The organism is Lentimicrobium sp. S6 (genome assembly GCF_013166635.1).
In the GTDB taxonomy this organism is placed as follows: domain Bacteria; phylum Bacteroidota; class Bacteroidia; order Bacteroidales; family UBA12170; genus UBA12170.
Genome location: NZ_JABKBZ010000072.1, coordinates 1 through 24,749 on the forward strand (window position 1 = coordinate 1; position 24,749 = coordinate 24,749).

20 protein-coding genes are annotated in these 24,749 nt (G+C 36.0%); 17 read left to right on the forward strand and 3 right to left on the reverse strand.

Annotated features, from left to right (window positions below):
- The 17 genes from HNS40_RS18170 to HNS40_RS18250 form a co-directional block, all read left to right on the forward strand.
- The coding region (locus tag HNS40_RS18170; RefSeq protein ID WP_216664193.1) for a hypothetical protein at window positions 1–446 on the forward strand (446 nt) is incomplete at its 5' end.
- 11 nt (window positions 447–457) lie between these two features.
- The gene (locus HNS40_RS18175; protein WP_172283531.1) at window positions 458–1,396 is read left to right on the forward strand and encodes a hypothetical protein; all 939 of its coding nucleotides are present in this window, start codon (window positions 458–460) and stop codon (window positions 1,394–1,396) included.
- Window positions 1,397–1,550: 154 nt separating this feature from the next.
- A complete protein-coding gene (locus HNS40_RS18180; protein ID WP_172283533.1) occupies window positions 1,551–2,852 on the forward strand; it encodes a family 16 glycosylhydrolase in 1,302 nt (433 codons plus the stop codon).
- 3 nt (window positions 2,853–2,855) lie between these two features.
- The gene (locus tag HNS40_RS18185) at window positions 2,856–3,683 is read left to right on the forward strand and encodes a family 16 glycosylhydrolase (protein WP_172283535.1); all 828 of its coding nucleotides are present in this window, start codon (window positions 2,856–2,858) and stop codon (window positions 3,681–3,683) included.
- 36 nt (window positions 3,684–3,719) lie between these two features.
- Window positions 3,720–4,982 (forward strand): T9SS type A sorting domain-containing protein, encoded by a 1,263-nt coding sequence (locus HNS40_RS18190; RefSeq protein ID WP_172283537.1) that lies wholly within the window; start codon window positions 3,720–3,722, stop codon window positions 4,980–4,982.
- A 211-nt stretch (window positions 4,983–5,193) separates the two neighbouring features.
- Complete coding sequence (locus HNS40_RS18195; RefSeq protein ID WP_172283539.1) at window positions 5,194–6,759, forward strand: sugar porter family MFS transporter; 1,566 nt, start codon at window positions 5,194–5,196, stop codon at window positions 6,757–6,759.
- Between the two features lie 43 nt (window positions 6,760–6,802).
- Entirely contained in the window at window positions 6,803–10,255 is a 3,453-nt protein-coding gene (locus HNS40_RS18200) for a hypothetical protein (protein WP_172283541.1), read from the forward strand.
- A gap of 7 nt (window positions 10,256–10,262) precedes the next feature.
- Window positions 10,263–11,147: a glycosyl hydrolase family 17 protein gene (locus HNS40_RS18205; RefSeq protein ID WP_172283543.1), complete on the forward strand. Its 885-nt coding sequence runs from the start codon at window positions 10,263–10,265 to the stop codon at window positions 11,145–11,147.
- Window positions 11,148–11,339: 192 nt separating this feature from the next.
- Window positions 11,340–12,413 (forward strand): glycosyl hydrolase family 17 protein, encoded by a 1,074-nt coding sequence (locus tag HNS40_RS18210; protein WP_172283545.1) that lies wholly within the window; start codon window positions 11,340–11,342, stop codon window positions 12,411–12,413.
- A gap of 31 nt (window positions 12,414–12,444) precedes the next feature.
- A complete protein-coding gene (locus HNS40_RS18215; protein ID WP_172283547.1) occupies window positions 12,445–13,878 on the forward strand; it encodes an MFS transporter in 1,434 nt (477 codons plus the stop codon).
- Between the two features lie 21 nt (window positions 13,879–13,899).
- A complete protein-coding gene (locus tag HNS40_RS18220) occupies window positions 13,900–15,408 on the forward strand; it encodes a glycoside hydrolase family 30 protein (protein WP_172283549.1) in 1,509 nt (502 codons plus the stop codon).
- Window positions 15,409–15,412: 4 nt separating this feature from the next.
- Window positions 15,413–16,423, forward strand: coding sequence for a glycoside hydrolase family 2 TIM barrel-domain containing protein (locus HNS40_RS18225; protein WP_172283551.1), 1,011 nt, complete (start codon window positions 15,413–15,415; stop codon window positions 16,421–16,423).
- 4 nt (window positions 16,424–16,427) lie between these two features.
- The gene (locus HNS40_RS18230; protein ID WP_172283553.1) at window positions 16,428–17,789 is read left to right on the forward strand and encodes an MFS transporter; all 1,362 of its coding nucleotides are present in this window, start codon (window positions 16,428–16,430) and stop codon (window positions 17,787–17,789) included.
- A 169-nt stretch (window positions 17,790–17,958) separates the two neighbouring features.
- Window positions 17,959–20,739 (forward strand): GH36-type glycosyl hydrolase domain-containing protein, encoded by a 2,781-nt coding sequence (locus HNS40_RS18235; protein WP_172283555.1) that lies wholly within the window; start codon window positions 17,959–17,961, stop codon window positions 20,737–20,739.
- Between the two features lie 11 nt (window positions 20,740–20,750).
- A complete protein-coding gene (gene rbsK / locus HNS40_RS18240; RefSeq protein ID WP_172283557.1) occupies window positions 20,751–21,656 on the forward strand; it encodes a ribokinase in 906 nt (301 codons plus the stop codon).
- Window positions 21,657–21,764: 108 nt separating this feature from the next.
- On the forward strand, window positions 21,765–21,959 hold the full coding sequence (locus HNS40_RS18245) for a two pore domain potassium channel family protein (protein WP_172283559.1): 195 nt from the start codon (window positions 21,765–21,767) through the stop codon (window positions 21,957–21,959).
- A 348-nt stretch (window positions 21,960–22,307) separates the two neighbouring features.
- Window positions 22,308–22,634, forward strand: coding sequence for a hypothetical protein (locus HNS40_RS18250; RefSeq protein WP_172283561.1), 327 nt, complete (start codon window positions 22,308–22,310; stop codon window positions 22,632–22,634).
- A gap of 20 nt (window positions 22,635–22,654) precedes the next feature.
- On the opposite strand, the gene HNS40_RS18255 is transcribed toward HNS40_RS18250, so the two are convergent.
- The 3 genes from HNS40_RS18255 to HNS40_RS18265 all read right to left on the reverse strand — a co-directional run.
- The gene (locus tag HNS40_RS18255; RefSeq protein ID WP_172283562.1) at window positions 22,655–23,350 is read right to left on the reverse strand and encodes a hypothetical protein; all 696 of its coding nucleotides are present in this window, start codon (window positions 23,348–23,350) and stop codon (window positions 22,655–22,657) included.
- Window positions 23,351–23,854: 504 nt separating this feature from the next.
- The gene (locus HNS40_RS18260) at window positions 23,855–24,052 is read right to left on the reverse strand and encodes a hypothetical protein (RefSeq protein WP_172283564.1); all 198 of its coding nucleotides are present in this window, start codon (window positions 24,050–24,052) and stop codon (window positions 23,855–23,857) included.
- Between the two features lie 69 nt (window positions 24,053–24,121).
- Window positions 24,122–24,749 (reverse strand): ISAs1 family transposase (locus HNS40_RS18265; RefSeq protein ID WP_172283565.1); only part of this gene is annotated, 628 nt, incomplete at its 5' end.

The following is a 24,749-nucleotide window of genomic DNA, read 5'->3' on the forward strand; positions in this document are numbered from 1 at the left end:
CAGGTTCGCTAGGTGTTGGTCCAGGACAAGGAGATATTTCTTGGTGGGCTATTGATGATGCTGGTGTAAGTGATAGAGGATGTTTCTTCGACGACGAATATGTTTTCTCAGCAAATGGCAGCTTTAGTAATGTTCTTGGTTCCGAAACATGGGTTGAAGCTTGGCAAGGTATTGAGGCGGATGGTTGTGGAGTTCCAGTAGCTCCTCACGATGGCTCAAATGCTGCTACATTTACTTATGACGAAGGAGCTGGTACTATAACATTATCTGGTGTTGGAGCCTTTTTAGGTATTCCTAAAGCCAATAATACCGGAGAGCTTACCAGTCCTGATGATGCCCCTGAATCAATAACTTATATCGTTGAATTACAGGATGCCAGTACAATGATTATTGATATTGAAGCTGGAGCTGGTGTTTGGTGGAGATACAAACTTATTAAACGCTAAAAATGATAATTATGAAAAATAGATTTAAATATTTAATAGTGGCTCTTGCTGGAATACTATTTGTTTTCTCAGCATGTGATAAAGACAAACATGAGCTAGGGGATTTAGTTACACCTACAAATCTAAGTGTTTCTTATGTTATTGAAGGTGTTGATGCTGAAAACCCAAATGGCGATGGTAGTGGATTTGTAAACTTCACTGCCAGTGCTAATAATGCCATCACTTATACCTATGATTTCGGAGACGGAACCGATGTAAAAGTGGCTGCAGATGGTAATATCAAATATCGTTTTGCAATAAATGGTGTTAATACTTATAATGTTACCGTTTCTGCAGTTGGAACCGGAGGACTTCAATCTACAAAAACTGAGCCTGTTGAAGTATTCAGTAGTTTCGAAGATGAAGAAGCTTTAGAATTCCTAACTGGTGGAAGCTCAAAATCTTGGTATTGGGCTGCTGATCAATTAGGTCATGCCGGATTAGGTCCTGTTACCGAAGATTATGGTAATCTTGATTATACTTGGCCAAACTGGTGGCAAATTGGTGCTTGGGATACCGATAAAGCATGTATGTATGATGCTGAATTTGTATTTACAAAAACAAGTACAGGACTTACTTTCGAGCAAGTTTCTGGTCCAGCCTTTGTCCCTGGTGCATATGCAGGTGTCATTGGTGTTGAAGGTGATGTATGTCACAATACTGATGTAGTTCCAGATCTTTATGGAGTTAAAACAGTAACATTTGCTCCTTCTTCTACTATGGCTGCTCAAGATGGTGGGTATAGAGGAACAGCTTTTACTCTTTCTGATAATGGAACCATGTGTTGGTGGGTTGGTAAAAGTACCTATGATATCATTGAAGTTTCTGATACTCAATTGAAAGTTAGAATTGAGCAAGATGGTGAATTTGCATGGTACCACACTTTTGTGAGTGTGAAACCTGTACAATAGCATGAATAAGCTTTAGCGGTTTTTACCGCTAAAGCTTTTATTTTTAATAATATAGCTTTTGAAACGAACAATGGTTTTAGCTTGTAATCATTCGCCAGCAAGCATGATTAAATTCATTGAGAGTTCCATCTGACTAACAAAATCTATAATACAGATGAAAATTCTATTAAAGTTCAGCTTGTTTTTAATGTTTTCTACATTAATTTTTATGTCATGTGACAAAAAAGAAGAATCAGATTTTACAGCTGGTTTTACTTTTGATTATATCAATGATAATACAGTTTATTTTAACAATACATCCTCTGGTGAGTATTACTCACTAACGTGGGATTTTGGAAATGGGGACATCATTACAACAACTGATAAAAAAGAAAGCTTTCAAATTCATTATGCATTGAAAGGTGATTATACTGTTAGTTTAAAAGTTTTAAATTATAATGGAACAACAAAAACAGCATCTGATATTATAGTTATTGATAACTCTAATCTTCCTAATTTAAATGCAAGCTTTACTGCAACCCCAACCCAAAGTAATCCTAATTATGTGCTCTTAACTAATACCACAGAAGGCGAATTTGACTCGTTTAAATGGTTGTATAGAGATCAAATCATAGCTAATGAAGATGATTATTTGGCTCATTTCCCTTTGGCAGGGGATTATGAAATAGAATTACAAATTATTCGTGGTGAAGATGTTTTCACATCCACACAATCAATAATAATTGATGAGGATGACCAAGGAGAACCTAATTTAATATGGTCAGAAGAGTTTGATTATACGGGCTTACCAGATGCTAGTTATTGGAATATGGAAACTGGCGGAGGAGGCTGGGGAAATAACGAACTCCAGAATTATACCAACAGAGAAGACAATGCTCTTGTTGGCAATGGCTACTTAACCATTACTGCCAAAGAAGAAGTTTATGGCGGAAGAAATTATACTTCAGCAAGAATCACTACTCAGAATAAATTCGATTTCAAATATGGTAAGATAGAAGCCAGAATAAAGCTTCCTTATGGCCAAGGGATATGGCCAGCCTTCTGGATGCTAGGAAGTAATATTAATTCTGTAAGCTGGCCCGCTTGTGGAGAAATTGATATTATGGAATTAGTGGGTGGTACAAATAGAGATAATATCTCTCATTCTACTATACATTGGGATAATGCAGGTCAGCATGCTTCCTATGGTGAATCTTATAGCTTATCCAATGGGATTTTTGCTGATGATTTTCATGTGTTTAGTGTGGAGTGGGATGAACAATCCATTAGAGGTTTTGTGGATGGCTCACAATATTTTGTGGCCGACATTACCCCTTCTGGCTTAAGTGAATTTCATGAGGATTTCTTCATTATTTTGAATTTGGCGGTGGGAGGAAATTGGCCCGGATCACCAAATGCAAGTACTGTATTTCCTCAAACCATGCAAGTAGATTATATCAGAGTTTATAAGAACTAAATGATGAAAACAGTATTACAAATTCTAGTCATATTAATTATAGGAATGCTCATGACAAACTGTGATTCAAATCCAAAATCTCCATCTAAAAATGAAGGTGAATGGAAATTAGTATGGCAAGATGATTTTAATTATTCTGGCCTTCCTGATTCCACAAAATGGGACTATGATACTGAAGGAAACTCTGCCGGCTGGGGTAATAATGAGGCACAGCATTATACCAAAATGGATAAAGACAATGCTTGGGTAGAGGATGGTAAACTTAAAATTACAGCTAGAAAAGAAAAGTTTGAAGGAAAAGAATTTACTTCTGCTAGACTCATGTCAAGAGTTGCATGGCAATATGGTAAAATAGAAGTACGAGCAAAGCTTCCGGAAGCCAGAGGCACCTGGTCTGCCATTTGGATGATGCCCGGAGGATGGTCTTTTAATGATGGAAATTGGCCAGATATTGGTGAAATTGACATCATGGAGCATGTGGGACATGACTTGGGAGTGATTCATGCATCAGCACATTCCAAGGATTATCAATGGCAAAAAAACTCACAGAAAACCAATACCGTTCCCATTTCTAAGGTACATGAACAATTTCACACTTATAAGGTGGAATGGTCACCAGAGGTTTTGAAATTCTATGTGGACGATCAACTCTATTTAACTTATGAAAATGAAGGCCTAGGAGAATCAAAATGGCCTTATGACAAACCTTTTTATCTGCTTTTAAATGTTGCAGTTGGAGGAGCATGGGGAAATGTGCAAGGTATCGATGAACAAACCTTTCCTCAAGTGATGGAGGTTGAGGAGGTAAAAGTATTCCAACTTAAGAATTAAACAATCAATAAATTATTAAACAAAAAACTAAATATTATGAAACAAATCTTTACAATTTTAGCTTTAGTTATTGGCATTATCACAGTTAATGCACAGTATATTTATAATGATTTTGATGCGAATCAAAATGTAACAGTAGCTGGTTGGCCAAATGTTGCCAACTTAATAGCAAACCCCGATGCCAGTGGCATTAATACTAGCGCAAATGTAGGTGAATGGGTAAGATCTGGAGAACAATGGGCTCATATGTTTTTGGAATTAGATGGTACTATTGACTTTACAACTGGAACAACTTTTCAAGTTAAAGGGCATTTTCCTATTGCTTGTCAAACCTTATTAAAACTTGAATCAGCTGATGGAGCATTTACAGAAGTAGCTGTTGATGTAACCACTACTGGAGAATGGGTCCAACTGAGTTATGACTTTCCTGATGGAGAAACTGGAATTTATAATAAAATAGTTATTTTCTTTGATATTAATTCTTCAGTGGAAAGCACTTTTTATATTGATGATATAGAAGGACCTGCTTTTCAAAATGGACCTCCTCCAACTCAAATCGACCTTCCTATTACTTTTGATGATGCAGAACTTAACTATGGTTTAATTGATTTTGGCGGAAATGCATCATCAATTATTGAAGACCCTAATAATGCAGGAAATATGATTGTTCAATCCATTAAAACTGATGGAGCTGAATTATGGGCAGGAACAACTGTTGGTGGTAATGCAGGATTTGCAAATCCAATTCCATTTACTTCAGATTTAACTTATATGTCTGTTGCTGTTTGGTCTCCAGAAGCTGGAATTCCAGTTAGACTAAAAGTAGAGGATGCCAATGAGCCAACCATGTCTGTTGAAACAGAAGCTTTAACAACCGTAGCAGAAGCATGGGAAGTTTTAGTTTTCGATTTTAGCAATGAAGCTACAGGTACTGCTGCAATCAACTTCGATTATAACTATAATAAGGCCAGTATTTTCTTCAACTTCGGTATTACTGGAGCAGAGGCAGGTGAGCAAACTTATTTTTGGGATGATGTTGAATTTCTAGCAAACGGAGTTTCTATTGACGAATTAGAGCAAGTTGAATTTGCAGTATATCCTAATCCAGCTTTAAATTTCATCAATCTTCCAATTGGAAGCAGCGATGTTAAGTTATATTCAATTACAGGGAATGTGGTTTTTGAATCATTTTCATCAGATTTAACAATAAACATAAGTAAACTTTCAAAAGGAGTATATTTTGTTTATTCTCAGAATAATGATGGTAAAATTTATCATTCAAAATTCATTAAACATTAAAGATAATTTGATAATTATTTGAAATCGTGGGGATGTCTAAAAAGCACTTTGGTTGTTTTGCGATTTGAATATTTTTAAGTATTCAAATCGGTCCGCCTAATGAACAGAGAATTGCTTTTTTAGATAACCCCTCTTTCACATCCTCATTCAAAACAAATTCTTTAGATTTGTTAGCAATTTAACTAAAAAATCTATCGGAAATAAAGGACATATGAAGCAAAAAAGTGGAAATGTAGTTTTAATCTCTCTTATTGTAGCCCTTGGTGGCTTTTTAATGGGGTTCGATGCTTCGGTTATTTCTGGAGTAGTCAAATTCATTGAACCAGAGTTCGGCTTAACTAAATTAGAATTAGGATGGGCTGTTAGTTCCCTTACCCTTACTGCGACTTTAGCCATGATGCTTGTTGGTCCTTTAAGCGATAGATACGGAAGGAAGAAGATTCTTTCCTTTGCAGCTGCCATCTATGCTTTATCTGCTATTCTTTCTGCTCTGGCTCCCAGCTTCTGGTTTTTAGTGGTCGCTAGAATGATTGGTGGTTTTGGAGTTGGAGCTTCCCTAATTATTGCCCCTATGTATATTGCCGAAACCGCTCCTCCACACATGCGCGGCCGTTTGGTATCTTTCAATCAATTAAACATTGTGATTGGTATTTCTGCTGCATTTTTTACTAATTATCTGATTTTACAATGGGGCAAATCTGATGCCTCATGGGCACAAGCCTTGCAATTTGATGCATATAACTGGCGTTGGATGCTGGGTTTAGAAGCACTACCTGCTATTATTTACTTTTTTGCCCTCTTCATAGTTCCGCGTAGCCCAAGATGGTTAATTATGAAAGGAAAAGAGGAAGATGCCATTAGAATAATGGAAGCATCTGTTGGATCTGTGCAAGCCCACCAAGACCTAAAAGTGATAAAAGAAAGTCTTCATGCTGATAAAAACAAGGCTAAAGCAAAACTGACGGATATTTTTAAACCCTCAGTACGTACCGTATTAATGATAGGGGTGGTTCTTGCAGTTCTGCAACAAATAACTGGAATCAACTCTGTATTCTTCTATGCACCTATGATATTTGAACAAACAGGTTTAGGAACCGATGCCGCATTCTCTCAAGCCATTCTCGTTGGACTCACCAATCTCGTATTTACCATTGTTGCCATAGGAATGATTGATAAATTTGGACGTAAACCATTATTGATATTTGGTATGTTGGGTATTGCCATCTCCATGTTGGTATTATCTTATGGGTTTTCCACCGCAGAATATACCATTACAGAAAAGACATTAACAGAAATGACTAAGGAGAATATCTCTACTCAGAAATTTGATAAAATATTAGGTGTAAATTATCAATCGGAGGAGGAATTTAAAGAAGCATTATTACATATTATTGATGCCAAGACTTTCGAAAAATCAGAAAGTCAAATCATGCAATCTTCCATACAATTGAATGCCAATTTTATTCTATTTGGCATTATAGCCTTTGTGGCTTCCTTCGCGGTTTCCATAGGGCCTGTGATGTGGGTTTTATTCTCCGAATTATTTCCCAATGCCATTAGAGCTATTGCCATATCGTTTGTGGGCTTTTTAAATTCCATGACCAGCTTCTTGGTTCAATTGGTTTTTCCTTGGGAATTAGAAGTATTAGGTAGCTCCATCACCTTCCTTATCTATGGCTTGTTTGCCATAGCAGGTTTACTATTTGTATTAAAAGCAGTACCTGAAACTAAAGGAAAGTCTTTGGAAGAATTAGAAAAACAATTGGTTAAAGAATAACAATTAAGAAATCATATTAAAAATCCAGAAAAATAAAATCGATATGGATAAAATATATATCGGAAACAGTGAAATAACATCTAACAAAGGAAATGTTTCTGGTCAATTTGTAGAAATTGACGGTGAGAAATATTACCAAATTCAGAATTATCACGAAATGCCAGATTTCTTTATCAGCATAGTGAGTAATTCCGATCATTGGATGTTTATATCTAGCAATGGCTCATTGTCAGCTGGAAGAAAAGACAGGAATAGTTCCTTATTCCCCTATTATACCGATGATAAAATTCATGATTATAAAGGCATAACAGGAAGTAGATCCTATTTCTTGGTGGAGAAAAACAATCGTAATTCTCTGTGGGAACCTTTTACCGACGAATCACCAAAATTCTATAATATAAGCAGAAACCTATACAAGAGCATTTATGGGAACAGTCTCATTTTTGAAGAGATAAATCATGATTTAGGACTTAGTTTTCAATATGGATGGTATAATAGTGAGCAATTTGGCTTTGTGAAAAGATCCACTTTGTTTAATCATGATAAAGAAAATGTAAAAGTTAAAGTTCTGGATGGATTGCGAAACATACTCCCCTATGGTGTAGATTATGATTTCCAAAATGCATACAGCAATCTTTTGGATGCTTATAAGAAAAATGAATTGATTGAAGGTAGTACGCTTGGCTTATTCATGCTGAGCTCCATTCCTGTGGATAGAGCAGAACCCAGTGAAGCTTTAAAAGCTACCGCTGTTTGGTCATTTGGATCTAGCAAGAAAAGCACGATCCTAGTTTCGGATAAGCAGATTTCTAAATTTAAAAAGGGATTAAAACTGGAATCGGAATTCGATATCAGAGCGTCCAGAGGAGCCTATTTTATAAATGATGAAATAGAATTAGAACAAAATACAAAGAAGGATTGGTTTACCATTGCTGAGATCAATCTCGATACTACTCAAGTATCAAATTTGAAACAAATTATTTGCAGCGGCACCTCTATTGAGGATTTAATATTTGAGGACATCAATAAGGGAACCCAAAACCTTAAGAAGATGGTGTCGTATGCAGATGGTTTTCAGATGACCAATACCGATTTATGTTGGGCACGTCATTATTCCAATACCCTATTTAATATTATGCGTGGAGGAGTTTTTATCAATAATTATATGGTAAAGGCAAATGATTTCAAGCAGTATTTATGGCAAATCAATAAATTGCTTTTTAAGGAACATCAGTCCTGGCTCGAAAGTTTGGCAGACGATATTTCATATTTAGATTTATTAGCAAAGGCAGAGGAATTAAACAATGCTGATTTGTTGAGAATCGTCAACGAATACCTTCCGCTAACCTTTAGCCGACGTCATGGTGATCCTAGTCGCCCATGGAATCAGTTTTCAGTGGAGACCCAAAATGAGGATGGTAGTATTAAATATAACTATCAAGGCAACTGGCGCGATATTTTTCAAAACTGGGAAGCGCTCACCTATTCTTTCCCAGAGTTTATTGAAGGTATCATCAGTAAATTTGTAAACGCCTCCACCATTGATGGTTATAACCCCTATCGTATTATGCGCGATGGCATAGATTGGGAATCTCCAAATCCGGATGATCCTTGGGCGTATATTGGCTATTGGGGCGATCATCAAATCATCTACTTACAAAAGCTATTGGAGCTTTCGAATAATTTCCATCCTGGAAAACTAGATGAAATGCTCACCAGCGAAATCTTCACCTATGCCAATGTTCCCTACCAAATAAAACCTTATGAGGAAATTGTAAAAAATCCAAAAGACACGGTTTTATTTAATAAAGAACTCAATGAAAAAATAAATGCAGAAGTAGAATATTTGGGTGCCGATGCTAAATTATTGAAATCCAAATCAGATTCTCAGATTTACAAAGTAAACTTTACCGAAAAGATATTAGCCACCTTGCTTTCAAAAATGAGTAATTTCATTCCTGAGGCTGGTATCTGGTTGAATACACAACGCCCAGAATGGAACGATGCCAATAATGCCTTGGTAGGCAATGGAACTTCAATGGTTACCCTATATCACCTCAGAAGATTCTTGAAATTTTGGAAAGGTAAATTTGAGGATTCTAAACATGAAAGCATCAGTGTTTCGGAAGAATTAGCCAGATTATTTAGCAGTATCCATCAAGTTTTTGATGAAGGACAAGCAGTTTTAGAAAATGGCTTTAAGGATCAGGACAGGAAGAAGATGACTGATGCTTTGGGTGAAGCCCATAGTAAATTCAGAGGCGAGATTTATCAATTCTCATTTTCTGGCGAACGAAAGAAGATTTCTACAAAAGAAATGAGTTCTTTTTGTGAAGTATGTTTAAAACATATCGATCAAAGCATCAAAAAGAATGAACGAGAGGATGGTTTATATCATGCTTATAATCTCATCACTTTCCATGAGGATTCTATTTCTGTCAGAAACCTTTATGAGATGTTGGAAGGACAAGTAGCCATTTTGAGTTCAGGACTTCTATCTGTAAAAGAGAGTTTAAAAGTGCTCAATGCTTTGAAGAAAAGCGCCATTTATAGAAAAGACCAATATAGCTATATGCTATATCCTAATCGAGAACTTCCTCGATTTAACGAAAAAAATAATATTCCACAAGTGATGGTGGAACAGTCAGTATTACTAAAGAAACTGGTAGAGAATCAAGAAACCTCCATCATCAAAGTTGATGACCTAAATAATTACCACTTCAATAGTGCTTTTAGAAATGCTGAAGCACTCGATCATGCCTTGAATAATTTGAGGATTGGTAATTATGGTCATTTGGTTGAGGAGGAGAAAGAATTCATTTTAGGTATTTATGAGAAAATATTTGACCATAAATCCTTTACCGGAAGATCTGGTACTTTTTATGGATACGAGGGCTTAGGATCCATTTATTGGCACATGGTTTCAAAGTTATTATTGGCTACTCAGGAATGCTATATGAAAGCTCTTGAGGATGGTGAAGATAAAGAAACCATTGGGGAATTAAAGCAGCATTATTATGAAATTAAAGCCGGTATTGGTTTATATAAATCTCCAGAATTATACGGAGCATTTCCTACCGATGCTTACTCTCATACCCCACTAAATGCTGGAGTAAAACAACCCGGATTAACAGGCCAAGTGAAAGAAGATTTTATTTCTAGAATTGGCGAAATGGGTGTTCTTATAGAAGAGGGAAAAATGGTATTTAATCCTTCCTTATTAAACGATGAGGAGATATTAAAAGATAAGCAATCCTTTGAATTTTTGAGCTTAGATGGAGAAACCTCCTCTTTAGAGTTAAATAAAAATCAAATTGCTTTCACCTTCTGTCAAGTTCCTGTGGTTTATAGTTTTAATACAGAACAAAAGATAGATATCACTTTTGATAATGGTATTATGGAATCCATAAAAGGTGATGAAATAAGCAAAGAGAACAGCCAATTGGTTTTTAAAAGAACTGGCGATATTAAGTTAATAGAAGTATTTTTTAAATAGAATAATAATGTCATTTAATAGCAAAAAAATATGGGCCTTAACAGGTGTAAATGCCCTACACAAAACAGAAGAAGAAATCATTTCTTTATTTCATGAGAGTCTAAAGGATCCTATGCATGGTATGTGTTTTAGTCCTTATGTAAACGGGCAAAAACCTGGTGATCAATTGAGCGAAGAACAAATTCGTAGACGATTAGAAATTATTCAGCCTCATACCAAGTGGGTCAGATCCTTTTCTTGTACCGAAGGCAACGAAATGATTCCTCAAATAGCGCATGAAATGGGACTAAAAACCCTAGTAGGCGCATGGTTAGGGGAAGATAAAGAAGTAAACGAAAAGGAAATAACAAAGCTTATTGAAATGGCTAAAGAGGGCCATGTTGATATTGCTGTGGTTGGAAATGAAGTCTTGTATAGAGGAGACTTAACAGAAACAGAACTTTTAGATTATATCAATAGAGTAAAACAAGAAATTCCAGAGATTTCAGTGGGATATGTTGACGCGTATTACGAGTTTGAAAACCATCCTCAAATTGCATATGCTTGTGATGTGATTTTAGCCAATTGTTATCCTTTTTGGGAAGGCTGTAGCATAGATTATTCCTTACTTTATATGAAGGATATGTATGCCAGAGCTAAAAAAGTAGCTAAAGGTAAAAAGGTAATCATCACCGAAACAGGATGGCCCAACGAAGGAGAAAAGCTTCATGGTGCACAGCCCTCCAAAATCAATGCTTTGATTTATTATCTGAATGCACAGGCATGGTCAAGAGAAGATGATATTGACTTATTCTATTTCTCTTCATTCGATGAATCTTGGAAAATAGATTCTGAAGGTGATGTGGGACCATTTTGGGGACTTTGGAATACTGATGAAAAATTGAAATATTAAAAAATAAGGACAAGCTTATGCGGATTTGTAATCCGCATATAGATAACAATCGGATTGCAAATCCGATTAAGCTGAGGTCGTTGAGCTTGTCGAAGCGACAAATAAAATCCATAGTCACTATGGCCATTTCGACAAGCTCAATGACCTTTACAACAGCTCTTGCAAAATTTGAGCAGAATAAATAACAAACAAATGAAAACAGCAATAATAGGAAGAATCATGAGAACACAAATCATTTTATTAATCAGCTTATTAGCGCTATTTTCATGTAAGACCGAACACAAGCAAAACCAACAAAATATGAGCGAATCTAAGCACTCAACTATAATGACTAAACAAACTACAAAGGCTCTCCTAATGGGAACTTCAAAAGCTGTTTGCTATTCTGGCTTTAGGAGTGGACAACATCCAGACAGAGGCGATGGCGCTGTAAACCCAAGTTATGAGGAGGTTCTTGAGGACCTGAAAATCATTTCTGAGCAAGCCGATTTTCATTTAATTCGATTATATGATAGTGGCGAGAATTCAGAACTGACCTTGCGAGTTATCAAGGAGAATAATATTGATATCAAAGTGATGCTGGGCATTTGGCTTCAAGCCGAATTGAGTGCCCACGAAACCTGTTCTTGGTTAACAGAACCCATTCCTGAAGAAGAGCTGGCAGCAAATAAAGAGCTCAATCTTTTAGAAATTGAAAAGGCCATTGCTTTGGCTGATAAATACCAAGACATCATTATTGCCATCAACGTCGGAAACGAAGCCTTAGTGGATTGGAATGATCATAAAGTAGCAACGGATACCATTATTTCCTATGTAAAAAGAGTAAAGAAGTCGGTTCCACAGTTGGTGACGGTAGCCGATAATTACAAGTGGTGGGCAGAGCATGGTATAGAGTTAGCTAAGGCTGTCGACTTTGTTTCTCTACATATTTATCCTGTCTGGGAAGGGAAAGACATCAACGAAGGCTTGTCCTTTACCATAGAGAATTATAATGAAGTTAGAAAAACACTACCTAATGCCAGAATAGTAATAACTGAAGCAGGTTGGGCTACCATAGCTACAGAATTTGGGGAGCGTGCTAGTGAAGAAAAGCAATTACAGTATTATCAAGAATTCATGCAATGGTCTAAGGAGATGAATATCACCTCTTTTTGGTTCGAGGCTTTTGACGAAGATTGGAAAGGAGAACCTGGAAATATGATGGGAGCCGAAAAACATTGGGGCTTATATACGGTTGATAGAAAACCTAAAAAAGTGATGCAATAAACTATAATAATAAACTCGTAAAACTAATCCTATGGCACATTTTAAAACAGCAAAAGAAGACATAGTCCCCTTTGGACAAAAACTAGCATTCGGTTCAGGACATCTAGCAAATCAGTTATTTCCAGCAGCATTAGGAGTGTTTATGGTGGTGCTGGTGATGTCATTAAATATGAATCCAATATTAGCAGGTTTGCTGGGTGCTCTTCCAAGGCTTTTAGATGCACTTACCGATCCTATTATGGGTTTTATTTCAGATAATACCAAATCGAAATGGGGAAGAAGAAAACCTTATATTTTCATAGGAAGTGTGATTACTGGAGTGGCATTTATGATCATGTGGCAATTAAACCCTGAGAATTCTCAGACCTATAATTTCTTTTACTTTTTAATTGTTTCCGTATTTTTCTATATCGGTTATACCATTTTTGCTACGCCATTAATTGGATTGGGTTATGAGATGACTCCCGATTATAATGAGCGTACTAGATTAATGGCTGTTTCGCAATGGATGGGACAAATTGCCTGGATGATTGCTCCATGGTTTTGGGTGATTATCTATGATCCAACTATATTTGAATCTGCTCCCGAAGGTGCAAGAATACTATCTATTATGGTTGGTGGAGCCTGCATGATACTTGGAATCTTACCTGCTCTTTTCAACAAAGAAAGAGTTGCTCCAGATGACAGTAAAATGGTGAATTTATCAATGAAAGATTTAGCAGCAAACACCAAAGAATTTGTAAAAGGGATAAAATTGACCCTTAAAAACAAACCCTTCATGAAGCTTTGTGGAGCTACATTCTTAATTTTTAATGGCTTCCAAACAGTCGCTCAATTTGCCATGTTTATTATTGTTTACTATCTCTTTGATGGTGATAAAGTAGCATCTGGAACTTGGCCTGCATGGTTCGGAACCATAAGTGCAATTGCTACTGCTGTACTCGTCATTCCTATTGTCACTAAAATCTCTGAAAAGATGGGAAAGAAAAATGCTTTCATTATCGCAACACTAATTTCTATTATTGGTTATGGCTTAAAATGGTGGGGATTCAACCCAGAAAATCCCTGGTTAATGTTTATGCCTATCCCTTTCCTATCTTTTGGAATAGGTGGTTTGTTTACCTTGATGATGTCAATGACAGCTGATGTTTGTGATTTAGATGAATTAAATAATGGTGAACGTAGGGAAGGAATGTTTGGAGCAGTTTACTGGTGGATGGTAAAATTAGGAACAGCATTGGCGCTACTTACAAGTGGTATTGTTTTGTCTTTTGTGGGTTTCGACCAATCTGTAGATCAACAAACAGTGGACACTTTAACCAACCTTAGAATTGCTGATATTATTATTCCTATACTTACAGCTCTTATGGCCATAGTGATAGTTTGGAAATATGATATTACAGAAGGAAAAGCCCATGAAATACGACAAGCCTTAATTGCACGTCGTGGAAAAGTATCTCATTAAAGGAAAATAAAATCAGGAATTATGAAAGCTATAAAACTCACTTTAAAACTCCTTATTATTATGGCTTTATCCAGTTGTCAAGTTGACTCCAACAAGTTAGCCGTGGAGGTATACGAAACCTCAGCAAGTGGAAATCAACTCACAAAACGTACTGAGTTTGTAGAAAACAAAGAAGCCATAAATATTAAGATATTGCCGCAAAATAAATTTCAAACCATCACTGGTTTTGGAGGCTCATTTACTGAATCTTCTGCCTATTTACTCAATCAGCTTAGCAAGGAAAATAGAGAACTTATATTAGAAGCTTATTTTGGATCAGAAGGTGCTAAATACTCATTAACTCGTACTCATATTAACTCCTGCGACTTTTCTATATCTAATTATTCCTATGCTCCTCTAAAAGGTGATAAAGAACTCAAAAGTTTCTCCATAGAAGAAGATCGCGACGATATCATCCCCATGATTAAAGAAGCCATGGCTATTTCTGAGGATGGTTTCAAAATCATCTCTTCTCCATGGACCGCCCCACCTTGGATGAAAGACAATGACAGCTATGTGGGTGGAAAATTATTGCCAGAATATTATGATACTTGGGCCCTATTCTTCTCAAAATACATAAAGGCTTATGAAAAAGAAGGAATAGAAATCTGGGGTCTCACTGTAGAAAACGAACCTCTTGGAAATGGAAATAACTGGGAAAGTATGCATTTCTCAGCAGAAGAAATGCTAGACTTTGTAAACAATTATATGGGCCCAAAATTAAAAGAGGAGGGTCATGATGTGAAAATTCTAGCCTACGATCAAAATCGTGGAGACGAGTTAATCGAGTGGGCCGAAACCATCTATAAAGACGAAGCTTCATCAGAATACTTCGATGGCTTTGCCATTCATTGGTATGCCAGCACTTTTAATTATTTCCCTAAATCTTTGAATCTGACTCATGAATTAGCACCCAATAAATATCTTATTCAATCAGAAGCTTGTGTAGATGCAGAAGTACCACATTGGAAAGATGATGCTTGGTATTGGTCAAAAGAAGCCACCGATTGGGGATGGGATTGGGCTTCTGAAGAGCAAAAACACCACCATCCTAAATACGTTCCAGTCTACAGATATGCTCGTGATATTATTGGTTGCATGAACAACTGGGTAGATGGTTGGGTAGACTGGAATATGGTTTTAGATAGACAAGGAGGTCCTAATTGGTTTAAGAATTGGTGTACAGCTCCAGTCATTGTCGACCCCGAAAAAGATGAGGTATACTTCACCCCGCTCTATCACACCATGGCTCATTTTAGTCGGTTTATTCGCCCCGATGCCGTTCGTATTGGTTTTGAAAACACTGACGAAAACTTGATGATGACAGCAGCACAAAACCCAGATGGAACTATTGCCATAGTACTTTTAAATATGGAAACAGAAGCCAAAAGCATTCATTTAATGCTTGGTGAAGATTCGGTTGACATTCAAATTAGTGCTCAAGCCATACAAACCCTAATGATTCCATCTTTAAATAAGGATAAAAACTAAAATGATGAGAACTTTTATAATCCTATTCATGACTATCGTCTTGGCTTCCTGTAATAACCAAATGACAGATGATGCAATAAAGATTTCAGGAAATAAAATATTAGTGAATGAGGAGTCTTACCTCATCAAAGGTATTTGCTATCACCCAGTACCTAAAGGAAGCAATCATAGAGATTTCGGTCATTTGTCGGAAGATTTATCCTTAATGAAAGAAGCTGGTATCAATACCATAAGGCTATATGCTCCGCTGGATGACAAAAAGGTGTTAGATGAAATTCATGAAGCAGGAATAAAAGTAATCATTGGATTTGGCTATAATCAAGAGGGATATTTTGATATTCTTTCAGGGTCATTTATCGACTATATTGAAAAGTATAAAGCACATCCCGCCATCTTATTATGGGAATTGGGAAATGAGTATAATTACCATCCTGAATGGTTCGAAGGAGATATGATAAACTGGTATATTGCTTTAAATACGGCAGCAGATCTCATTCATCAGCAGGATCCAAATCATCCTGTTGCAACAGCCCATGGGGAATTACCTGACTCTTTAGCTTTGGCCACTTGCCCCAATATCGATGTTTGGGGAATGAATGTTTATCGTTGGGACAATCCAGAAAGCATTTTTGGAGAATGGAAGGCCATAAGCTCTAAGCCCATGTATCTTTCAGAAGCTGGTGCAGATAGTTATATGACTGTAGAAAAGCCAGGTTATGAAGCAGGTATTAATGAGCAAGCCCAAGCTGATGCCACAGCAAAAATACTAGAAGCTACATTTAGAAATCAAGAAATATGCTCAGGAGTCACTCTTTTTGCTTTTATAGATGAGTTATGGAAAGCAGGAAATAACGAGCAATACGATCCCGGAGGATGGGCGCCAAATAGCAGTGGTATACCCTATGATGGCAGTCCAAATGAAGAATATTGGGGAATTCTAGATATCAATAGAAATAAGAAGTTGGCTTTTTTTACCGTAAAAGAAAGTTATTTGAGTCAAACCAAGAAGCATTAAAAACATGGGAACAAAATTATCATTAAAAGAAAAAATTGGATATGGATTAGGAGATACTGCTTCTCATTTTGTATGGGATATGGTGGGTTTTTGGATCCTCATTTTTTATACAGATACCTTTGGTATTTCTGCAGCAGCAGCAGGAACTATTATGTTAATTGCTAGAGTTTGGGACATGATTAGTGATCCACTTATGGGCATTATTGCCGATAGAACCAATACCCGTTGGGGCAAGTTTCGTCCCTATATTTTGTGGATGGCCTTACCATATAGCGTATTGGCGGTTTTGACATTCTCCACCCCGGATTTAGGCCCAACAGGTAAGGTGATATATGCAGGGGTGACTTATTTCCTATTGATGACCGTTTTTACCGCCATCAATCTACCTTACTCCTCTTTAGGTGCAGTAATGACCTCTGATTCTTATGAAAGAGCAGGTTTGAACTCTTATCGCTTTATTTTTGCATTTATAGGTCAGCTTGTGGTTACTGGTACAGCACTTACTTTGGCCTTGTATTTTGGGCAAGGTGATACTGCTTTAGGTTATCAATATACTTTAACCCTATTTGCCTTCATCAGTTTTGCCTTATTCATGATTACTTTCAAAACCACCAAAGAAAGAGTGAAACCACCCAAAGGTCAGAAACAAAATCTCAAAGAGGATTTAAAGAATCTTTTTAAGAACAAACCATGGGTTATTCTGTTTTTCGTGGGAATCATTTCTTTTGTGATGTTTGCCATGCAAAACCTTACGATTGCCTACTATTTTAAATACTATATCGGAAATGAATCTGATGTGCAATTATTCAATGTCATTGGAACCATTGCTTTAATCGTTGCCATCCCCTTCTCTAAACCATTAGCCAAGCGTTTTGGTAAAAGAAATGTGTTCTTAGCCAGCTCTTTAATATCGGGAATGTTCTTTATGCTGCTTTATATTCCTGGAAACGATAATATAATCAGCATATATGTTTTAAATATACTAGCAAAAATGACCTATGCACCTGCAGTGCCTTTATTATGGACTATGCTAGCAGATACCGCAGATTATTCTGAATGGAAAACTGGAAGAAGATCAACAGGTTTGGTGTTTTCTGCAGCTACTTTTGCGCAAAAAGCAGGTTGGGGAATTGGTGGAGCTTTGGCTGGTTGGATTTTGGCCATCTACCATTTTGAACCCAATGTGGAGCAAACGGTAAGTTCAATTACTGGAATCAAACTAATGATTTCTGTTTTTCCAGGTATTCTCTATATGTCCACGGCTATTTTACTCTTCTTTTATAGCATCGATCATAAAACATGTTTAATCATGCAAAAAGATTTAGAAGCCAGAAGAGAAAAGATAGATTTTGTTGAAGAAGATTAAAAAAAGCAGAAAACATGGAATAATCGTCTTCGTTCATACCAATAATATCATTAGATATCCTTAAATTTGATGCGTCATCATTTTGGTATATAAATACCATTTCTATATAGGTGATGCGATTGGGAATAAGGCCTCGGCAAATATTCCTTTTTTATTGGAGGAAAAAAAGATGAAGAAAAAAACCTTTGGGGGTAAATTAGCTAGGATAGAACAAGGGCCATTATGGACATTTAGCGATAATGAAAGTGGTGCATTTATAGCACCTGAGGCCGATTATTTATCAAGGTTATATTTCCCTTTGATGAATTCTGCCGGAATGAAGTCTTGGGTAAGCCCAGATTTAAAAGGAGATATTTGCTCCTCATTTAGTCATTATTTAAACCCTCCTCTAGTGACTGAGGATATTAGCAAAACCGTAGCTTCTAGAAATTGCTGGATTAGCTTAAAAGGTGAAAAACCTTGGTCTGCAACAGGAGTATCTGCTTGGCAAAAAGCCAACAAATGGACGCTAAATCCTGATGAATCCGAAGTAAATGCTCAACCTGGTTTATTTGCAGTAACACGAAGAAATAAAGTGCTCAAATTGGCCTGTACCTTGAAGGTATTTATTCCTTCTACAGACGACAAAGTAGAGCTCATACATATTGAAGTAGAGAATAATGATACGGTAGCCAAAACTTTTGATCTTACTTATTCCCTTCCACTCTTTGGCCGACATGCCGATAATGTTCGCGATCATCGACAAGTAACCACCATGTTTCAAAGAATCTTTCAAGAGGAGCATGGAACAAGAATTAAAGCAAATATAGTCCACGATGAAAATGGACATTCCCCAAATCATACCAGTTATATGGTTTTAGGTGCCGATGCGGAAGGTAATAAACCCAATCATATTTGGCTGAAGATGAGCGATTTTATAGGGGAGGGTGGAAGCTTGGATAACCCTGAGGCCGTTTTCAAAAAGCTAAATGCACCATCTTATGAACTTGGAGATGTGGATGGTTTTGAAGCTATTGGTGCATTTCGCTTTTCTGATATTGAAATCAAACCCAATAAAAAAACTAGCTTTATCATCATCCAAGGAATCAGTGATGACGATAAAATATCACAGAAGTGGATATCCAAATATGGCGATGAGGAAAAGATAAATCAGGCCATAGAGGAGACTAAATCTTATTGGCTGAAATATACCAATAGAATTCGTTTCTCGACAGCCGATTCTAATTTCGACAATTGGGCCAAATGGGTCATCTATCAAGTAAAAGCAAATCAAGAATTAGGAAATTCATTTTTGCCAGACTTTAGCTATGGCAGAGGAGGTAGAGGCTGGCGAGACCTTTGGCAAGATTTACTTTCTGTTTTATTAGTAGATCCTATTAGTGCTAAAAATGAAATTATAAACAATTTCAAAGGTATTAGAATGGATGGCTCCAATGCCACTATTATAGGCTCTGAGCCTGGAGAGTTTATTGCAGATAGAAATGATGTTGCCCGCTCCTGGAGCGATCATGGAGCATGGCCTGTATTTGTAGTCAACTTTTATATGCACCAAACTGGTGACTTCGATTTATTATTGAGAGACCTCTGTTATTGGAAAGACCAATATATCTATCGAAGCAAAGGAATAGATGCACAATGGGATATTTCCCAAGGCAATCAGCAATTAAATGCAGAGCAGGAAGTATATAATGGAAGCGTTCTTGAGCATTTATTACTCCAGCAACTTTCTGGATTCTATTCTGTGGGAGAACATAATATATTGCAATTGGAAGGCGCCGATTGGAACGATACTTATGATATGGCTCGAGAGAGAGGCGAAACGGTTGGTTTTCATGCATTTTATGGAAACAATTTACGCTTAATGGCTCAATGGCTCACCCTCCTTGAAGAAAAAGGAATTTCAGAAGTAAAATTAGCCAAAGAAATACTCCCATTGCTTGATACTTTAGCAGATCAAGAAAGCCTCGATTATCGACAGATAAAAGATAAAGAACGTTGTGTTTATAAATATTTCTCCGCTGTAGAACATCAAATTAGTGGAAAAAAAGTAAGCATTAGTGTTATAAGTCTTAGAGAAGATTTGGAAGCCAAATCGGCTCATATATTTGCTCACATTCAAGATAAAGAATGGAAGCAATATGCTGATAATGCTGGTTTTTATAATGGACATTATGATAATATCGGTCAAGCTATTGATGGTGTGAAAAAGGACAAAACTCAAATTGACTTAACCACACAAGCCCTGGCTATCATGAATAATGCAGCTTCAGACGAGCGCGTCCCTTTAATACTAAATGCGGTTCAAGAATTACTGAAAGATAAAGGAAAAAAAGGACTCAGAATCTGTAGACCATTTAAAGAATTAGATTTAAATGTAGGCCGTATTTCAGGTTTTGCCTATGGGCATAAAGAGCATGGTAGCAAATGGATGCAGCAAAATATTATGCTAGCCTATGGTTTATATGAGCGTGGATTCTCCAAAAAAGCCAATCAAGTTTTAGATGATGTATTTCATTTATCCACCAATTCTCGACATTCAAAAATATTCCCTGGTATTCCATCTTGTTTCGAGCCAGAAGATAGAGGATCTTATGCCTGGCTAACTGGTTCTTCGGCATGGATGATGTTGAGTCTGACGAGCCAAATGTTTGGAGTAAGAGGTTTAAAAGGAGATTTACTTCTGGAACCCAAATTGGTGCCTTCGCAATTCGATGAAAAAGGGGAAGCTTCCATTGAACTCTATTTTCAGGATAAAAGGTTATTGGTAACTTACGTATTCAAGCCTCTTAATAAAATGTCGGAATATGTAATTGGAGTCATCAGTATCAACGATATTCCAATGGTATCTACCAGTCAGAAGTTGAGCAAATATTTAGTCTCTAGGAAAAATATGGACAAGTATTGCGATAGAGAAGTGAATCATATTAAAGTATTTTTACAAAGGAAATAAAATAAAGCCTTATGGGGAAAATTGTAGTTATAGGTAGTATAAATACAGATATGGTAGCATGTGCACCAAATCTTCCGGTACCAGGAGAGAGCAGATTAGCAACTAGTTTTAATATTCACTTTGGTGGAAAAGGGGCAAATCAAGCCGTTGCTGCAGCTAGAGCAGGAGGAAAGGTGAGTTTAATAGCTAAAGTTGGTCATGATGATTTTGGAAGAGAGGCCATTGAGAATTATAAAAAGGACCAAATTTCTACAGACTATATTTTTGTTGATGAAAAAGAACCTTCTGGAGTGGCTTTGATTATGGTGGGTGATGTAAGCGGACAGAACTCTATTATGGTAGCACCAGGTGCCAATCACAAACTCTCCATAGAAGATATTAAAAAGGCTGAAGATGTGATTGCCAAAGCCGATGTGGTTTTGGTTCAACTTGAAATCCCCATGGAAACAGTATTGTTTTCCTTACAAATGGCTAAAAAACATGGTGTAACTACCATTTTAAACCCAGGGCCTGCTAAGTATTTAAACGAAGAAATCTGGGCGAATGTAGATTATATTACTCCTAATGAATCTGAAACACATTTTTTGGTAGGTGTAAACCCAAAAACAGATGCTACTATAAAAAAAGCTTCCACCATGCTTCTCGAAAAAGTGAATAAAGGAGTCATCCTTACTTTGGGTCAAAGAGGAGCTTATTATAGTTCTAAGGAAGGTAAATCTATTTTGGTTCCAAGTATTCGCGTATCTGCAGTAGACTCCACCGCTGCAGGAGATGTTTTTAATGGCTATTTAGCCCAAGGAATATCAGAAGGTTTATGGGTAAGAAACTCCATTATTATAGCCAATAAAGCAGCTACGATTTCTGTAACCAGAAAAGGGGCACAATCCTCTATTCCTTATAAGGAAGAGCTTAAATAATTTTCCAATAAGAAGAAGTGTTTTTTAAACCTATCATATTCAATACTTAGGATTTGATTATTTTGTATCTTTTGGCTCATAAACCATAGCCCTTAATTTAAATATTAGATGAAAAAGAGAATCATCTATCCCATTATTCTTTTGGTGTATTTCGTACTATTAGTGATTTTAGTCATAGTAGAAAGCGATAAAGAAGCCTCTTCCATTAAAAATATTTGGAATGCTATCTGCTACCTTCTGGTTACTATTTCTACTATCGGTTATGGTGATGTTACCCCATTACACCTATTGGAAAAAATATAGGTGTCACCTTTGTTTTAAGTAGTTTGGCAATTATGGCTTTTTTTATTAGTAAATTAACTAATAACCTCAGTATGACATTGTATTAGGCTACATTTTCAGATAATTAGCTCATATATGACACGAATTTATGAAGAGTTATCGGGATAACTCAATGAAATTTGGGGAAATAGAGGGGCTAATTATCGAAATCCACTAGTAGAAAAGGCAATAATACAACATCTTTTACTTAATATTACTTTGATATAAACCGCTATAACTGCATGATTATTAATATAAACCTAATGCATAATTGGCTTTCTGTGGCAATTATTTAATAATCGAACTCAGAATGAAATTGCAGCCAAATTAGTGGCGAGTTATATTTTCGAACCAGAAGTAACCATACTTACTGAGGATATTATGTCCTCCGATACAGGAAAATATGATTTTGATATTATGGAGTTTAAAATTATAGAAGGAAACGACTATATAGGCAAAGACTATAATTGGATTTTCTATGATTTACAACAAAAATACCATTGTGTTTTACTTGGAGTATTTCACAGAGGAGTATTGTTTAAAAACCCTGCTCATGAATTAATAATAGAGAACGGAGATTATCTGCTTTTAATCGCTAATGTTGATTCTAAAGAAAAACTCAAGTCTATTTTCCAAATAGAACAAGGTAGCTTTTAGCTGTCATGAATCAATCAGTTCTAGAGTTTTTCTAGAAATTTAATATAGCTTTTGCTTTCTTTTATTTCTTCCAATTGTAGTTGAATAAGAGATTGATATACTTCCTCAGTTTGTAGTAATTCCTCTTTAGTGAATCGAGTGTTTTTAGACCTTAAACTAGGAAAGCCTTTCTTTTTCAAATATTTAGTCTTGGCTTTTATATGTATCACTTTATCTGGAGTAAAGACTTGTACATCCATTTGTAGATAAACTCTGATAAAGGCTTGATTATTTCCCTGAATAAAACCAATTCTTCCCATTTCCACAGTAATATTTTCTTGCTGATAAGGATCCAAAAGCGCAGATTGAAGCAAAATAAAACCATCTAAACCCCATTCTTGTTTCAGCTCGTCCAACCATTTTTTTCTAAAAACCTTTTTCTCTTTTCTGGATAATTTCGACTCCTCCAATAAATAGTTTTGATAGATAGTCTCCTCTAATCTAACAAGAACAAAGTCAGAATTCCCTAAAACACGATGGGTAATATCATCTGCAAAGTTTTGCAATTCAAAAGGCATAGAATAGATATTCGAGAAATTCTGAAAAGAAGATAATCCCAAATATTGATGCTTCATCACTGAATCCATTTCCAAAATATAGCCTATTTTTTTTTGTGCTTGAATGGCAGTAATAGAAACCAGAATCCCGATGATTATGAAGAAAGTCTTGAAGTTCATTTTTGGTGTTTTATAGAGCAAAGATAAGAATATCCTTCTGAGGTGTTTCTTTGGTTCTTCCATACAAGTTGTTTATGCAAACAAGAATAGCTTAAAACTACAAACTATTTAGGTATCAGGTTTAAAAAGGGTGCATTCTTTATGGAATTAAGCACTGAGGTTGAAACTCAGATTGTAAAAATTGTAATTGACAAATCATTATTAATCACCAGTTTAAACATTATTCTAGGCCTAGAATATAATCAATATAAAAAATGGTGAAATGTAATATTCTTCTTTTTTATGGCCTGTGTTATAGATCTTCTTTCTGAATTGTTTAAAAACTAATATCAGGTATTATTAGTTTTTAAATGAGATACCATTATTTCTGATTAAGACCATTATATAATCGAGAAGTATGCGGATGCATTCAATCGCTTATCAAAACCTATTTTTTTAATTAGTATACTTTAATTGCTATTTAAAAATGATATATAGGATTCTTAAACCCAAGCCAATCGCTATTCATATCATCATATATAGAGACAATAATTTTGATTTGGATTGATGCTGGGCGATAAAACCATCCATCACTTCTATGTTTTTATTAAACTGAAGGGCAGATTCAAAATCTCGGATTTTTGCAAAAATAACATTCTGGCTCTCGTTCAACTGATTCAAATTTTTGGCCAGCTCTCCATCCAAATTGGCACAATCGCTCATAAGCAGAACCTTTAGAGAATCCATATAAGTCAATTGATGTTGTAAGTGGATGATTTCCTCAGAGCAAACTCACACTTTTATATCAAGCACCTTTAGTAAGTAGTCTTCATTCCATCCGGCCTTAAGCCTTTTCCCAGCTATCCCTTGCTTTTCTGATTTTTCATTTTTCAATAAATTCAATGCTATTTTGAGAAGTACAGAATAGTTTTGAGCAGCGTTTTTATTTCTTTTTCGTGATGCATCTTCTGAGAATGCTACATCTAAAGTCCAGTGTAATTTATTCTCAACTCCCCAATGCGAACGGATATAATTCTGATAGTTTTTAGCTACATCATTTTTACTGGTAATATAATAACGGATTGCTTTCTCTGTTTGTTTGTCGCTAATTTTAAACTCTCTAATTGACTCTAATTTAACTATCTGAGTTAATTTATTCCATTTGTTATCTTCGTTTTCTATAAATTTAAAATCTGTGATTACACTGCATTTCCTTGTTTCAATTCTGCCATGGCCTATGTCAATATTCTCATGGGTTTCTATTTGTTTTGCGAAACGAAACTCATCTTTTATTTGCTCTAATAATTGTTCTTGATTTCCTTTAACAGCTAAAATATAGTCTGCTTCACTTTCTTTAATTTTATCGGCGATATCAGTTTGAGTTCCCATGGCATCAATAGTGATAATATTGCCTGAAATA